The 14,985-nt window shown below is 64.2% G+C and carries 16 protein-coding genes and 1 tRNA gene; 9 read left to right on the top strand and 8 right to left on the bottom strand.

The annotated features are described in order from the left end of the window. The first annotated feature begins 263 nt into the window (after positions 1–263). The 3 genes from E6K79_09120 (at position 264) to E6K79_09110 (ending at position 2,807) form a co-directional block, all read left to right on the top strand. Positions 264–464: a cold-shock protein gene (locus E6K79_09120; GenBank protein ID TMQ63796.1), complete on the top strand. Its 201-nt coding sequence runs from the start codon at positions 264–266 to the stop codon at positions 462–464. Positions 465–566: 102 nt separating this feature from the next. After that, positions 567–1,127, top strand: coding sequence for a hypothetical protein (locus E6K79_09115; protein TMQ63795.1), 561 nt, complete (start codon positions 567–569; stop codon positions 1,125–1,127). Between the two features lie 57 nt (positions 1,128–1,184). Further along, positions 1,185–2,807: a hypothetical protein gene (locus E6K79_09110; GenBank protein TMQ63794.1), complete on the top strand. Its 1,623-nt coding sequence runs from the start codon at positions 1,185–1,187 to the stop codon at positions 2,805–2,807. A 13-nt stretch (positions 2,808–2,820) separates the two neighbouring features. Here E6K79_09110 and E6K79_09105 read toward each other — a convergent pair whose 3' ends face one another. After that, on the bottom strand, positions 2,821–3,213 hold the full coding sequence (locus E6K79_09105; protein TMQ63793.1) for a hypothetical protein: 393 nt from the start codon (positions 3,211–3,213) through the stop codon (positions 2,821–2,823). A gap of 126 nt (positions 3,214–3,339) precedes the next feature. Here E6K79_09105 and E6K79_09100 point away from each other — a divergent pair, with 126 nt between their 5' ends. After that, positions 3,340–3,810: a DUF4440 domain-containing protein gene (locus tag E6K79_09100; GenBank protein ID TMQ63792.1), complete on the top strand. Its 471-nt coding sequence runs from the start codon at positions 3,340–3,342 to the stop codon at positions 3,808–3,810. A gap of 41 nt (positions 3,811–3,851) precedes the next feature. On the opposite strand, the gene E6K79_09095 is transcribed toward E6K79_09100, so the two are convergent. The 4 genes from E6K79_09095 to E6K79_09080 all read right to left on the bottom strand — a co-directional run bounded on the left by E6K79_09095 (position 3,852) and on the right by E6K79_09080 (position 7,793). After that, positions 3,852–4,661 (bottom strand): hypothetical protein, encoded by an 810-nt coding sequence (locus tag E6K79_09095; protein ID TMQ63791.1) that lies wholly within the window; start codon positions 4,659–4,661, stop codon positions 3,852–3,854. Positions 4,662–4,785: 124 nt separating this feature from the next. Next, a tRNA-Cys gene (locus E6K79_09090) sits at positions 4,786–4,861 on the bottom strand. A 168-nt stretch (positions 4,862–5,029) separates the two neighbouring features. Further along, positions 5,030–7,351: a T9SS type A sorting domain-containing protein gene (locus E6K79_09085; GenBank protein ID TMQ63790.1), complete on the bottom strand. Its 2,322-nt coding sequence runs from the start codon at positions 7,349–7,351 to the stop codon at positions 5,030–5,032. Beyond that, entirely contained in the window at positions 7,329–7,793 is a 465-nt protein-coding gene (locus E6K79_09080; protein TMQ63789.1) for a VCBS repeat-containing protein, read from the bottom strand. Before E6K79_09080 ends, E6K79_09085 begins: the two co-directional genes overlap by 23 nt. A gap of 179 nt (positions 7,794–7,972) precedes the next feature. Between E6K79_09080 and E6K79_09075 the strand changes: the two genes are divergently transcribed. Continuing rightward, positions 7,973–8,866: an EamA family transporter gene (locus E6K79_09075; GenBank protein ID TMQ63788.1), complete on the top strand. Its 894-nt coding sequence runs from the start codon at positions 7,973–7,975 to the stop codon at positions 8,864–8,866. A 59-nt stretch (positions 8,867–8,925) separates the two neighbouring features. Further along, positions 8,926–9,366 (top strand): response regulator, encoded by a 441-nt coding sequence (locus tag E6K79_09070; GenBank protein ID TMQ63787.1) that lies wholly within the window; start codon positions 8,926–8,928, stop codon positions 9,364–9,366. Between the two features lies 1 nt (position 9,367). On the opposite strand, the gene dinB is transcribed toward E6K79_09070, so the two are convergent. Further along, positions 9,368–10,021 carry a DNA polymerase IV gene (gene dinB, locus E6K79_09065; GenBank protein ID TMQ63786.1) on the bottom strand — a complete coding sequence of 218 codons (654 nt, stop codon included), beginning with the start codon at positions 10,019–10,021 and terminating at the stop codon, positions 9,368–9,370. Positions 10,022–10,036: 15 nt separating this feature from the next. Next, on the bottom strand, positions 10,037–10,471 hold the full coding sequence (locus E6K79_09060) for a hypothetical protein (protein ID TMQ63785.1): 435 nt from the start codon (positions 10,469–10,471) through the stop codon (positions 10,037–10,039). 73 nt (positions 10,472–10,544) lie between these two features. Here E6K79_09060 and E6K79_09055 point away from each other — a divergent pair, with 73 nt between their 5' ends. Further along, positions 10,545–11,531 carry an SMP-30/gluconolactonase/LRE family protein gene (locus E6K79_09055; protein TMQ63784.1) on the top strand — a complete coding sequence of 329 codons (987 nt, stop codon included), beginning with the start codon at positions 10,545–10,547 and terminating at the stop codon, positions 11,529–11,531. A gap of 21 nt (positions 11,532–11,552) precedes the next feature. On the opposite strand, the gene E6K79_09050 is transcribed toward E6K79_09055, so the two are convergent. Continuing rightward, positions 11,553–12,542: an aldo/keto reductase gene (locus tag E6K79_09050; protein TMQ63783.1), complete on the bottom strand. Its 990-nt coding sequence runs from the start codon at positions 12,540–12,542 to the stop codon at positions 11,553–11,555. Between the two features lie 131 nt (positions 12,543–12,673). Between E6K79_09050 and E6K79_09045 the strand changes: the two genes are divergently transcribed. Beyond that, the gene (locus E6K79_09045; protein TMQ63782.1) at positions 12,674–13,471 is read left to right on the top strand and encodes a TIGR00730 family Rossman fold protein; all 798 of its coding nucleotides are present in this window, start codon (positions 12,674–12,676) and stop codon (positions 13,469–13,471) included. Continuing rightward, on the top strand, positions 13,468–14,982 hold the full coding sequence (locus E6K79_09040; protein TMQ63781.1) for an RNB domain-containing ribonuclease: 1,515 nt from the start codon (positions 13,468–13,470) through the stop codon (positions 14,980–14,982). Before E6K79_09045 ends, E6K79_09040 begins: the two co-directional genes overlap by 4 nt. The last annotated feature ends 3 nt before the right edge of the window (positions 14,983–14,985 follow it).

The following is a 14,985-nucleotide window of genomic DNA, read 5'->3' as shown; positions in this document are numbered from 1 at the left end:
ATAGCCGCGGGAGCGTTGACCGGCGGGGACTGCGCCGAGAATTGACTGTCATTCCTGCGAGACTCGGACTACACTCCGTTCTGTCTTCGGTTGCCTGTGGATGTGCCGCGCGCGTTCAGATTCCGCCAGAGATCCCTCTGGCGGTTTTTTGTTGGACGGTCACCCGCGATCGATCGAAGCATCGGTCATTGAGATCGGACGCCGTCGCGGCGTGATACGCGGCAAGTGCGGGTCCTCGGACCCAGAGACAGCAGGAGATTCAAGTGGCAACTGGCACCGTGAAGTGGTTCAACGAGGCAAAGGGTTTTGGCTTTATCTCCCAGTCGGGTGGCGAGGACGTGTTCGTCCATTTTTCCGCGATCGCCGGCGAGGGGTTCAAGACGCTCGCCGAGGGTGAAGCGCTCGAGTTCGACATTACCCAGGGCCCGAAGGGGCTGCAGGCGGCGAACGTTCGCAAGGCCTAAGACGCTCGAGTACCACCTCGCGCCGTACGGGCGGTGTCCGCAAGGATGCCGCCCCTGGCGTTTTCAGCAGACGCGAACCGTCATTTCCGAGTCTAGGGATCGATGCTCAAGAGAGCGCAATTTCGCCTCCGCTTCCCTGAGGCGGACATCGCCAGATGGGCCACTCGATTTGGTGACGATGGCAGCGACGACGAAATCCTGGGCAACATCCGCCCCCTCGTTCTCGCACGCGGCCACCTCACGCGCCCCGAATTCCTGAAGATCTGCGCCTGGAAGTCCGTCCGCACCAAGTCGAGCTGTCGCAGGAACGGCGGGCACAACGTTGAAACCCTCACTCGCGCCGCGTTCGCCACTCCCGACGAGGCGCTGAAGATCAGCCTCCTCCGGCTCCTCGACGGCGTCGAGTGGCCCACGGCCTCCACGATTCTGCACTTCTGCGATACACGCGCGTATCCCATCCTCGATTACCGCGCCCTCTGGTCCCTCGGCTTCGCCAATCCCCCGCGCTACGCGATGGAGTTCTGGCTCGCTTACCTCGCCTTCACCCGCGGCCTGGCCCTTCGACTGGGCGTTCCCATCCGAACGGTGGATAAGGCCCTCTGGCAATACTCGAAGGAGAGGCAGAAATTCGGTAGCACGCGGTCACATGAAGGAGCACCTTAGGAGTGAGAACGAGGCGAAGATACGGCGGGATTAAGATTTCTCCGACCAGGGGATTCCGTGGACATTGACGTGCTTGTCGTCGGAGCGGGCCCGACCGGGCTGATGATGGCGAATCAGCTGCACCGGCGGGGTGTGCGCACGATGATCATCGACCGGCACGCAGGGCCAACGCTTCAGACGAGAGCCCTCGCTGTGCAGGCGCGCACGCTCGAGATCTACTCGCACCTCGGCATTGCCGACCGGGCGGTCGAGATGGGCAAGCGGGCCACCGGCGCCAACCTTTGGGCGCGGGGGCGGCGCACTGCTCGAATCCCTGTGGGCGACATCGGCCAGGGCCTGAGCCCATATCCTTTCCTGCTCGTGCTGGGTCAGGACGACAACGAGATGTTGCTGGGCCAGGCCCTTCGCAAGCAGAGTGCGGATGTGTATTGGAGCACGGAGCTCGTCGGCCTAGCACAGCATTCCGATCACGTAACCGCGAAGCTCAAGCAGCCGGACGGAACGGTCCGGGAGACTACGGTCGGGTGGGTCGCGGGATGCGACGGTGCCCGCAGCAGCGTCCGCGAGCTGAGCGGGATCCCCTTCCTTGGCGCACCCTACGAGCACGTGTTCTTCGTCGCCGATACTCGGGCGACGGGGCCGATGGTGCCGGACGAGATCAATGTCTATCTATGGAGCGACGGATTCCACCTGGTCTTCCCCATGCGCGGAGCAGACCACTGGCGAATCGTGGGAATCGTCCCGCCGGCCTTGCGCGGGAAGGGCGACCTGACGTTCGATGAAGTGGTCCCTTCGATGCGCCAGGAAGCCGGGACTGCGCTGACCTTCCAGGAATGCACTTGGTTCTCCACCTACCGCATCCATCACCGGCGCGCGGAACGCTTTCGCGACCGCCGCTGCTTCGTGCTGGGCGACGCGGCGCACATACACAGCCCGGTCGGCGGCCAAGGAATGAACACGGGGCTTCAAGATTCGTACAACCTGGCGTGGAAACTGGCCCTCGTCGTATCGGGGCGCGCGAGCGAGGACCTGCTCGACTCCTACGCGAGCGAGCGCGTCCCTGTCGCCCAGCGGCTGCTGAGCTCGACCGACCGGGGTTTCTCGGTGATCGTATCGAACAACGGACTGGCCAGGCTGTTCCGCACGCGGATCCTCGCGAAGATCATGGCGCGTGCGATGCACTTCGAGCGGATCCGAAAGGCGGCATTTCTCACCATTTCCCAGATCGGCATCGAGTATCGGAAAAGTTCTCTATCGGAAAACCTGCCCGGCCTGCCGGACGCGGCGCCGCGCGCCGGCGATCGGTTCCCCTGGCTGCGGCTCAAATTCGAGCTCAACGGGCCGATCGAGGACTTGTTTCAGAAGCTCGACGATACGCGGTTCAATCTGATTCTCATCGGGCAGCCGTCGCGGCCGCACGGGACACTGGGCCTCGACGACATGCTGCGCGTCCACGTTGTCCCCAGCGACCCTCACAACGATCGGGAGCTCGAGCGCACACGGATTCCCCAGCCCTCGTTTTACCTCCTGCGGCCCGACTGCTATGTCGGGCTGGCCGGGACTCAGCTGGATGCGGACGCGGCGGTGCGTTACGTCTCGGAGCGGCTGAAGCTGCGCCCGCCGAAGCTAGGTCGTTCCTCGCCGCGAATCGAATCGGAGACGTCCCTCGAACCGGTGTAGGGCTTTGCCGGAGTCAATCCAGCCATAGGTCGAATCCGCCTTTGACTCCGAAGAGGGTGGCTGGCTCGACGACTTGCGTCCCTCTGTCTTTCCCCTCGCTGACGTGATCCACACGCGCTTCAATCCGAAAAGCGCCGTGGCCGTTCTGGAGTTTGGTCCGCGCGCCGAGGCCCGCGCCGAAGACCGCGCTCACCGCGCTGACGCTGGCGCTAGGGCCGAGATTCACACCGGCCGAAATCCTACCTACGCCCGCGGTCACGAACGGTGAAGAGAGCTTCTCGGACGGAAACGTGTACTGGTAGTTGGCAGTCACCTCGATCGTGTGGGAACCCACACTGCCGCCGAACACCGAGAGACCAGTGTCGAAGTACAACTCGTTTCGCATCTTCTCATCCGAGACGCCCATCCGGGGCCCGCCGGATTGCGGGCGCGGTGCAGTCTAGGCATCAAGAAGACGGTCGTCCAATCCCCGGAGATAGTAGAATCGCGAGCCGGTGATCGATGCTCGCCGAACCAAAGTCAGGGGGTACTCATGAGGTTACTGATGCTGTATCTGTTCGCCGTCCCGGCCCTCCTCCTCGGATGCAGTTCCGCCCCGATGAATCTTGAAACTGAACGTCGTGCGATCCTCGCGCGGGATCAAGCGTGGGCTTCGGCCGCCGCCGCGAAGGACCTCGAGCGAACAGTCGCGTACTGGACCGACGATGCCACCCTGATGCCGCCAGACATGACGGCTCTGCATGGCAAGGTCGCGATTCGCCAGTACGTCGCTGGCGCATTCCAAGCCCCAGGCTTTGGGGTGACGTGGAAAGCTCAGGAGGTGGTTGTGAGTCCCGGTGGCAGGATGGCCTATGAGATCGGAACCAATCAGTTCACGATCGCCGACTCCGCTGGCGTCCTCCACACAAGCGCTGGAAAGGCCGTGGCGGTGTGGCGCAAGGACCCAGATGGAGTGTGGCGCTGCGTGGTCGATATTTGGAACGCTGCCGGCGGCACCCACTAGGGCCGCGAGGGCGGCCGGACCGTCGCGAAGCCGGAGGGCCGTCACCGGCCCTCGCCGAAATCGAATTCCCAGCCGGCGACGGCCTGCCATGACCCGTCGGACTTGAGGATCATTCCCTCCTCCAGCTCAAAGCGATCGCTCAAGTGCTCGGCGAAACCGAGCGTCCCCTCGGATTCAGATTGGCCCAGCACCGCGCCGCCAATATTAGCCAGGCTCCCGAGGCTTCCCGCCTGGCCATGGAAGCGGCCCCCTGCGCCGGTACTCGTGACCACCTCGGCCTCGATATCCAACACGGTCGTGAGATGCCATTCCGCCGCGAGGGAGGCTTCGAACGTGTTCTGTAGATGAACTCCCGGCGGACTGCCGACGAACGTGTAGACCGCGTTGAGGTCGAGATCGAACGGTACGAGCTCCTTGGTCACGATCGCACCGATGGAGTAATCGGCTTCGCCGGTGCCCAAGTCGCCCCGGCGCGCGGTCGGAAACTTGACCACCCCTTCCAGGGCGAACCCAGGCAGGTACCGGCGCTCGGTTGGGAACTCCCAGGTAACCGTCGCTTCGAGATCTCCCGGCCCGGTGATCGAATCGCCGTCTTTCTTGCGGACCACGACGTAGCTCGGCTCGACGCTCAGCTTGAGCATTTCCGTAAAGCCGTATTCCACGAGGAATGGGAAACCATACTGCGCCTCCTCACCGTCGGTCTCGTACTCGAGTCCGGAGCCGACGGTGAGGGCGAGCCCTTTGTTTTGACCGGGCCGCTTTGTGTTGACGATCTCCGCCCCGGCCGGCGCGGCGGTCGTGACCAAGATCGCGGCAGCCAGAAAAGACCCGGCGACCGTGCGCCGAAACATGCTCAAGGCCGCGTGACGGAGACGAGATTCAGGGCGCATTCCCAGGAGGTTCCCCGTGGGTTCCCGAAGCGGGGCTGGAAACCGGCACAGATAGCGTCACAGCGAGGATTCAAAAACCGATAGTTGGAGGCGGCACCCGGATTCGAACCGGGGAATAACGGTTTTGCAGACCGTCGCCTTAGCCACTTGGCTATGCCGCCCCGCAAGTGATTGAGTATAGCGCGGTTGGCGACGGGCGCAATCGGGGGAATTAGACGGGAATAGATCTCTAGCTTCAATCATGCTGGCCAGCTCTAGGCGGTACCGAAACGAGAAAGCCCAGGGAGCTGAACGCTCCCAAGGCTCTCATTCACTTACGGACGTGGGCCCTAGCGTGCCAGCACCACCTTGCGCACCTGAACCTCACCCCCATACTCCAGCCGCAAGAAATACGTCCCCGATCCAACCTCCCGCCCGGCCATGTCCCGACCGTCCCACACAACCGACCGCCAACCCGAACCCCCAAACTGATCCACGACCGAGGCCACGCGCCGCCCCTGCACGTCGTACACAGCCAACCGCACCCGTCCCCCTCGTGGGAGTCCGTACGTGAACTCCGCGTGCCCCCCGAAGGGGTTCGGCCGCGCCGACTCCAGGCGAAGCACCGCCGGAGCGCCCCTCCCCGCCGGCACCGACACCCACGTCTCAATCGCAGTCTCGTAGCCGGTGATATCCCGCACCACGAGTCGGTAGCCGTAGCTCACCCCGGGCGACACAGTGTCGTCTTCGTAGATGATTCTCCGGTTCGCGGGCTCGGGGCGCCCCTGGAGCACCCAGTCGCTCTCAGGGGTACGCCGGTAGACGCTTGCTTGAGAGATCCTGTCGCCGTTTGCGTACCACTCGATGCGCACCCGACCCACAGTCGTCTCTGTGCTCAGCGTAACGAGGCTGACGTCCGTGGTGGGGGGCGCGAGGTTGCGAAGGAACGACACGGAGTTGCCGCCATAGTTCGCAGTCAGAATATCCGGATTCCCGTCACCGCTCACGTCCGCGATCGCGACGCCGTAAGGGCCATTCCCCGCCCGATAGTCCACCTTCGGCAGGAATGCGTATCCGATCGATTCCAGCACCGACACCGTGTTGCCGCCTGAGTTCGCGACGACGAGATCCATCCTCCCGCTCCCGCTCCCGCTCCCGCTCAGATCCGCGAGCTCGACCGAGCGAGGGTTGGTTCCCGTCGGGTAATAGACCGCCGGCTGGAAGGTGCCACTGCCGTCACCATTGTTAATCAGGAAGGCCACGTTGTTGTCGTCATAGTTCGCCGTCACGATATCGGGCTTCCCGTCCCTGGTGATGTCCCCGACCGCGAGGGAGTACGGTTTGTCGCCCACGTTGTAGTACATGGGCGCGAAAAAGGTGCCACTCCCGGCCCCCAGCAGTACCGCGAGCGTGCCATTGACGGGCGACGCATTGATGTGCGACACCACGAGGTCGAGCTTTGAATCGCCGTTTAGATCCGCGATCCCAACCGAAGCCGGATTGGTTGCGACTCGGTGATCCTGCTTCGGACCGAAGGCGCCGAGGCCCAGCCCAGGCAACACGGATACTGTGGTGTCCGCATAGTTCGCTGTAACGATATCCAACGTACCGTCCCCGGTGACGTCCGCGATCGCGACCCCGCCCGGAGCGTTGCCTGTTACGTAGTCGATCTTCGTATAGAAGTCGCCGTCGCCCTTCCCTTTCAGGAAGGACACCGAGGCCCCGCCGAAATTCGTCGTCACGATGTCCGGCCTCGAATCGCCGTCCACATCCTCGATCGCGACGGAGGTGGGGTTGAGTCCTGTCGCGAACTCATGCCTCGCTTGGAACGTGCCGTCGCCGTTCCCAAGCCGCACCGACACATCGCTTCCGCTGTTGTTCGCCGCCACCAGGTCGGGTTTCAAGTCACCGTTCAGGTCCTTCACCGCGACCGATACGGGGGAACCCGCCGTCGCGTAGTCCACGCGTTCGACGAACGTGCCGTCTCCCCGGCCCAGGACCACCCACACGGCCTTCTCGGCGCCCGACGAGTTCGCCGTCACGATATCCATGTTTCCGTCGCCATTCACGTCCCCGATCGTGACGGAGTTGGGACCGACTCCAGTCCCAACATCGACCTTTTGCTGGAAGGCGCCATTCCCATTGCTCAATAGCAGCGCGATGGTCGCGGCACCGTTCGCCGTCACGAGATCCCCCTTCCCGTCACCGTTCAAGTCCCAGATCGCGACGGCGACGGGGCTACCCCCCGTCACCTGGTCCAGCTTGGCCTGGAACGTGCCGTTCCCGTTCCCCAGCAGCACGGACAAGGAGCCATCGCCCTGGTTCGCCGTCACGATGTCAGGCTTCCCATCACCGCTCACGTCCCCGACCGCGACGGAGTACGGGCCGGCCCCCGTGTCGTAGTCCACCTTCGGCAGGAACAAGCCGCTTCCAGCATTCAGCAGCACCGACGTGGTGCCGTCGAGCCAGTTCGCCGTCACGATATCCGACTTCCCGTCACCATTCAGGTCCCCGATCGCCACCGATCGGTTGCCGTTCCCGGTCGCAGCGTAGGAGTTCGGCTGGAATGTACCGTCTCCATTTCCCAACATGATCGTCACGGTCCCGACGGCAGGGGAGCCAAGGGTGAGATTCCCCACAGCGAGATCCTCATTCCCGTTTCCCGTCACCATCCAGATCCCCGATCGCGACGGATACAGGATTGGGATTCGTCGGGTAGTCCACCTTCGTCTGGAACGTGCCGTCCCCGTTGCCCATGAGCACCCATACGGTGGGGGAGGAGCCACTCGTGGTCACGAGGTCGAGCTTCCCGTCATTGTTCAGGTCCCCAATCCGGAGGCAGTTCGGGCTGGGTCCAGTCGTGTAGTCCACGCCAGTCTGGAAGAAGCCGTCGCCGTTGCCCAAGAGCACCGACACGGTATTGCTGTAGGAGAAGTGCACGACCGCCGCATCGAGCATCCCGTCGTTGTTCAGATCCCCGACCGCGGCAGAGTAGGGCGGGCTTGCCAAATCGGTCGAGCGGGCCGCGCTGAAGATCGGAGCGGCCAGCCCGGGCCCCACGAAGGCCCCTTGAAGCCACACACATAAAATCAACGCCGAAAGCAACCTGGTCATTTGGACCTGAGCGCACTACCAAAGAGCCGTTCGTTCACCCGAGTGAATGACATGATCCACCCCCCGTGAGTTGACCCTGGAATACCCCTCGATTGCCGCCATCCTATTGCAGGACCTTCGACTTTACCTCGTGGGAATCGGTGCTGGCTACGGTCTTGGCTACGGTGTAAACCCAATTCGTGAACCGCGCGTCCACGCCCCGCTTTTCTCCCGTTTGGCTCGTTCTGATCGGCATCCTTTCGGTGCAGTTTGGCGCGGTGATCTCCAAGGGCCTCTTCGGCGAGATTCCCCCGGTGGGGATGGTGTTCCTCCGGCTGATCACCAGCTCCCTGATCCTGCTCGTCTTTGCCCGGCCGCGGTTGCGCGGCCGGCCGGCCGCCGACTGGTGGCCCGTGCTGGCGCTGGGGTTCGCGCTCGGCGCGATGAACTGGGCGTTCTACGAGTCGTTCGCCCGCATCCCGCTCGGTGTGGCGGTCACCATCGAGTTCGTGGGTCCGCTGTCGCTGGCCGCGGTCGGCAGCCGGCGGCCCCGCGACTTGGTGTGGGTGGGCCTGGCCGCCCTCGGCATTACGCTGTTCGGCGCCGGCCCCACCAAGGTCGACGCCGTCGGGTTCGGCCTGGCGCTGGTCGCCGGCGGCTGCTGGGCGCTGTACATCGTCTCGACGGCGGCCACGGGGCGCCGCTGGGCCGGCGTCGAGGGGCTGGCCGTGGCCAGCACCATCGCCACGCTGGCGATCGCACCGTTCGCGGTGGTGGCGGCCGGCGAGCGGCTGCTCGAGCCTCGTCTGCTGGTGTTGGGGGCGCTGGTCGGCCTGCTGAGCTCGGTGATCCCCTACAGCCTCGAGATGGTGGCGCTGCGCACCCTGCCGCCCCGGGTGTTCGGCATCTTGATGAGCCTGGAACCGGGCGCCGCTGCCCTCGCCGCCGCGATCGTGCTCAGGGAGTGGCTCACGCCCCTGCAACTGCTGGCGATGGCGTGTGTGACGGCCGCGAGCGTGGGCTCAATCTCGACTGGCGATCCTCGATTTCCCGCTAATTTGGACCCGGATTCTTCCGATAATTCAGGGGGATAAAGAGCGTGGGCTTGGGCAGCGATCCCGAGCCCTCGTCTGCCAAACAGCGGAGGACTCCAATGACCGAGAGCAACATACCGGGCCCCTCCGGGGGGCGAATCCTAATTATCGAGGACGACGAGGCGCTAGGACGGCTCCTGCGGGGCCACTTGGAGCGCGCCGGCCACGAGGTTCATTTCATAAATCGAGCAAAGCCGGCGCTCACCTTCGCGGCCGAGAACCGGATGGATGTGGTCGTCCTCGACATCATGCTGCCCGACATGAACGGCTACGACGTCTGCGTCGAGCTGCGGAGGCTCTACCACCCTTGGATCCTCCCCATCGTGATCCTGAGCGCGCTCAACTTGCCCAAGCAGAAGCATATGGGGTTCAGCCGCGGCGCCGAGGCGTACCTCACGAAGCCGGTCCAAGCCGTCGATTTCGTCGGGACCGTCGCCGTCATGCTCCATCGGGCGAGAGAACGTGGCGCGGCGCCTTCTCAAGCGCGGCCAACGCGGTAGATCACTCGAGCCGCAGCTGCGCGGTTTCGGGGTCGGCGCTCCGCACGTCCACCAGCCGCTCGACGCCGCGCGCGCGCAGCCGCTTGGCGGTCACGGGACCGACGCCCCAGAGCGCGTCGACGCCTAGCTGCTGCAAGAACGACTCGACCCGCTCCGGAGCCACCACCGTGAGGCCGTCCGGCTTGCGCCAGCCGGAAGCGATTTTCGCCAGGAACTTATTGGGCGCGACGCCCGCAGATGCCGTGAGCCCGGTCGCTTCGCGAATCGCAGCCTTCACCCGCTTCGCTACGTTCACCCCGAGTGGCTCGCCCCAAGCGTTCTGCGTCACATCGAGATACGCCTCGTCGAGCGAGAGCGGCTCGACCAGGGGCGTGACGCCGCGAAGAATCGACATGACCTGTCCGGAGACCAGTCGATACTTCGCAAAGTTGGGCGGGACGATCGTCAGGTCGGGGCAAAGGCGAATGGCTTGACTCATCGGCATGGCGGATCGGACGCCGCACCGACGCGCCTCATAGCTGGCGGCAGCGACGACGCCCCGTGAAGTGGGAGAGCCGCCCACGGCGACCGACCGGCCGCAAAGCTCGGGCCGGTCTCGTTGCTCGACGGACGCGTAGAACGCGTCCATGTCGATGTGCACGATGCGTCGGATCATGATTTCACGGTGGAGTCAAAAGAACCCACGGAGGAACTCCGCAGCTTCATCCGAAATGCCGACAATCTTGTTCGTTGCCTGCCGATAGAACTTGAAGTTGAGCTCTGTCTCGGGTCGGTCGTCGTTCCAGTTGGTGAACGCCTTGAGCTCGCGCCGCCCCAGGCTGCGCTTCGCGAGCGCGGTACGCCTCATGGTGAGATTGACGCGCGGCGTCTGCCGTGCGATACCGGTCTTCTTCCTGGTCGCTTCGGCCGAGGTGACGACGCCGGCTGCGATGAGACCTGGCCCACCCTCGTTCTCGCTCGCGAATACGAAGAGCGTATCGCCTTTGGCGATATGCTTGCCACCGTACATCGTTTTCTGCGCTCTGAACGTGAGCGTCTTGGCCGACGGATCGCTGACCTCGACTTTGATTGCGAACAATGTGCTCCTCCGCGCCATTGAGTCCATGCGAGGCCGTCAACCTCGAAGCTCCCTGCCTGGTGCGCGTGCCGTCCCCGCAAGTGATTGGGCGTAACTCAGAATGGAGTATATTCGGCGCGTGGCCCAATTGTCCCTCCAGGCTTCCATCGCCCCGAAAGGATCCCGACTGAGAACGCGCGGACTCATGTGCATCGTCGTCTGCATTATGGCCTCTGCCGCGGCAGCGCGAGCCGAAGAAGTCACCATCGTGAGCGATGTGCTTGGCCCCGAGGGACCGCTGTTCGTGAACGGGAATCTCTACTACGTGGCGTGGACATCCAGCACACTCTCGAAGTGGGATGGCAAGACCACCACCGTGCTGAACAGTCTTCCGGGCTGCAGCCACAATGGCCTGGCGCTCACAAAGCAGAATACCTTCCTGGTCGCGTGCACCGACGAGCATGGCGCGATCCTCGAACTCGACATGACCGGCAAGCTGTTGCATCGCTGGGACGGCGACGACAAGGGCGGCAAGTTCGATGGCGGCATCAACGATGTCGTGGTCACAGCCAATGGGGGCACCTACGCCACGGTGTTCGGCCCCTATCAGGGCGTGCCGACCGCAGTCGCCGGCAAGATCCTCTATCTCGCGCCCGGCAGCCAGCAGTGGGTCGAGGTTGCGAACGACCTGAACTATGCCAACGGCATCGGCATCTCCCCGGACCAAAAGACGCTCTACGTCAGCGAGACCGTCGGGAACTGCATCTTGAAATTCGCGGTCAACAACGATGGTTCGCTCAGTCACCGCGAGAATTTCGCGCTACTGAATCTCCTGACGCCGAACAAGAACAGTACCTGGTGGCTGGGACCGGACAGCATGAAGATCGACGCCAAAGGCAATATCTACGTCGCCCAGTGGTTCGGCGGGAAAATCTTGAAAATCTCGCCCGACGGCAAGCTGCTGCACGTCTTCCCGATCGCTGCCGGAGATGGCACCACCAACGTGGCGTTCGGTCCCGGTGGAAAGCAATTGTACATCACGGTGGTGAAGGATCCGAACGACCCGCAGGCGAGGGGCAGCATCGTCAGGATTCCCAACGCCGAATAGCGTCGCCATGCCTTTCTCCTCTCAGCGGCCCGTCGTGCGCTCCAGCTCTTCCGGGTAGCGCGCCCCTTGTATCGTGATTCTCGAGGCAGCGCTCTCGATCTCGCGGAGATCGTCCGTCGTAAGGACTAGGGCGGCCGCGCCGATATTCTCCTCCAGACGCGCAAGCTTCGTGGTACCGGGGATGGGAACGATCCACGGCTTCCGCGCCAGGAGCCACGCGAGCGCGATTTGGGCCGGCGTCGCCTTCTTCCGTTGCCCAATCTTGCCAAGCAGGTCCACCAGGGTTTGGTTGGCTTTCCGCGCCTCCGGCGTGAAACGCGGCAGCTTGTTGCGGAAGTCCGTGCTGTCGAACGTGGTGGCTTGGTCGATCTTCCCCGTGAGGAAGCCCCTGCCGAGGGGGCTGAAGGGAACGAAGCCGATCCCGAGCTCCTCGAGGGTTGGCAACACCTCCTCTTCCGGGCGTCTCCACCACAGGGAATATTCGCTCTGAAGAACCGTGACCGGCTGGACGGCGTGAGCGCGGCGGATCGTTTGCACGCCTGCTTCGGAGAGGCCGAAGTGCTTGACCTTGCCCTGCTGAATCAGGGCCTTCACCGCGCCCGCCACGTCCTCGATCGGCACGTCAGGGTCAACGCGGTGTTGGTAGAGGAGGTCGAGGGTCTCGACCCCGAGCCGCTTCAGCGAACTCTCGGCGACCCGCCTGATGTGCTCTGGTCGACTGTCCAGACCCGTCTGCTCTCCCTTGGGGCCGAACTTGAAACCGAATTTGGTGGCGATGACCACTTTGCCTTTGAATGGGGCGAGGGCTTCGCCCACGAGTTCTTCGTTCGCGAATGGGCCGTACGCTTCAGCCGTATCGAAGAGCGTGACGCCGCGCTCAACGGCCGACCGAAGAAGCGAGATCATCTCCTGCTTGTCTGCCGGCGGACCGTAGCCAAAGCTCATTCCCATGCAGCCCAATCCAACGGCCGAGACCTCCAGGCCACTTTTCCCGAGTTTGCGCTTTTGCATTGGTCGACTCCCACGGGCCAAAGCGAAGAAGCGAAGAGTCCTCGTGGCAGTGAGCATACCGCAGTGGGGTTCGGTCGAGTACAGTTGCCCGCGGTAGGCCGGTCGGCGTATCCTCCTGACACGAAACACCTATGACGAAGCCCAACCAGCCGTCACCCGCGGATGCACGACCGCCCCTCGCTTATCGCAGCGAAGAATTCCTCGACAGCGAGGATGGGCGGCCGCTGCGCATCCTCTCAGAATACCTCCAGCCACTCCATGTCTTCCGGCAACGGCGCCTCCACGACACCATCGTCTTTTTCGGGTCTGCAAGGGTGCGCGAGGACGACCCTCTCGGCACGTACCTCGCCAAGGCCCGCGAGCTCGCGCGCCTGGTCACCGAGTGGTCCATGGGGCTGAATTCTCCAGCGCATCGTTTCGTCGTCTGCACGGGTGGGGGCGGAGGGATCATGGAGGCTTCGAATCGGGGCGCGGCCGAGGCGGGTGGGCGCACGGTCGGGCTCAACATCGGTCTGCCCCACGAGCAGCGCCCCAATCCCTACATCACGCCGGGGCTCTCACTTGAATTTCACTACTTCTTCATGCGCAAGCTTTGGTTCGCGCACCTAGCGCGCGCGATCGTGGCGTTCCCGGGAGGCTTCGGGACCCTGGACGAACTCTTCGAAATTCTGACGCTGGCGCAAACCGGCAAGCTCGACCGGCGCATGGTCGTCCTCTTGTACGGCTCTGCCTATTGGAACGAGATCGTGAACTTCAAGGCGCTCGTGCGCCACGGGATGATCCAAGAGAAGGATCTCGAACTGTTCCATCTCGTGGACAGCCCGGGCGAGGCGCTCGAGGCCCTGAAGCAGGGGCTCGCCATTGGGATGGAGGCCACTACCCCGGCGATCGCGCCGTCGGTCACTTCCTCTCCGAGGAACCCGCGATGAGCGTGCGGATGGAAGGAGAGCGCGCTCTATTGCTGCGCGTAGCGCGGCAGGCGATGGTCGCGCGAGGTCTCGAGCCCGAGTTTTCGGCCGCGGCACTTGCCGAGGCGCAGCGAATTGCGGCCCCGGCGGCTCCATTCGGCCCCGACCTACGCGACCTGCGGGAGCTTGTCTGGTGCTCCATCGATAACGACGACTCGCGTGACCTTGACCAGCTCACCGTGGCCGCACCCGTCCCTGGCGGCGGCACCCGGCTTCTGGTCGCGATTGCCGACGTGAGCGCGTCGGTGGTGCCTGGCTCCGCTCTGGACGGCCATGCGGGCGCCAATACAACCTCGATCTACACGGTGCCGCAGAACTTCCCCATGCTGCCCGAGCGACTCAGCACGAATCTCACGTCGCTCGGCCAGGGCGAGGACCGGATGGCCGTCGTCGTGGAGATCGTGGTCGGCGACGTGGGCTCGAGCGATACTTCGAGCGTCTACCGCGCCATCGTGCGGAACCAAGCCAAGCTCGCCTATTCGAGCGTTGGCGCGTGGCTCGAGGGCCGGGGTGGGATGCCGCCGGCGATCGCCGCCGTGGCGGGACTGGCCGACAACCTCCGTCTTCAAGATCGCGCGGCCCAGCGTCTCAAAGCCTGGCGCCACGAACATGGCGCGCTGGAGCTGGAGACGATCGAGGTGCGCGCCACATTCGACGGCGACTCGTTGAGCGGCCTCGTGGCTGAGGACAGGAACCGCGCGAAGGAGATCATCGAGGACTCCATGATCGCTGCGAATGGCGCCATCGCCCGGTTCCTGACGGACCACCGCTTCCCCGTCATGCGGCGCGTTGTGCGCTCGCCCGAGCGCTGGCAACGCATCGTCGACATCGCCGCGCAATTCGGCGACCCGCTCCCTTCCACGCCCGACGCGAGTGCTCTGCACGACTTCCTGACTCGGCGACGTGCCGCGGATCCGCTCCGTTTTCCTGACCTCTCGCTATCGGTCATCAAGCTGCTCGGCCGCGGCGAATACGAAGCCAGCTTCCCGGGCCAGGAGGTCACCGGCCACTTTGGCCTCGCGGTGAACGACTACACTCACTCCACGGCACCGAACCGGCGCTACCCAGATCTCATCACGCAACGGCTGGTCAAGGCCGCCCTTGCCGGACAACCGGTACCGTACGATCGCCACCCGCTCGAGGCGCTCGCGGCGCACTGTACGCAGAAAGAGGACGATGCCCAGAAGGTGGAGCGCCTCCTGCGAAAGGCGGCCGCCGCCTATCTGCTCACGGACCGGATCGGCCAGGAATTCGAAGGAATCGTCACCGGCGCGTCCGACAAGGGGACGTGGGCGCGTATTTTCGACCCGCCGGTCGAGGGCCGCATCGAGCAGGGTGCGGCAGGGCTCGATGTCGGCGACCGCGTGCGCCTGAAGCTCACCCACACAGATCCGGAGCGCGGATTCATCGACTTCACCTGCGTCCACCACGACGCGGCAGCCCCGGCCCGCGGACGGGCTAGTGGCGCCTAACTC

The sequence above is a fragment of the Candidatus Eisenbacteria bacterium genome (assembly GCA_005893305.1).
Classification (GTDB): Bacteria; Eisenbacteria; RBG-16-71-46; order SZUA-252; family SZUA-252; genus WS-9.
Note: the sequence above shows the minus strand (reverse complement) of the source record. Positions and strands in the feature narration are given on the sequence as shown.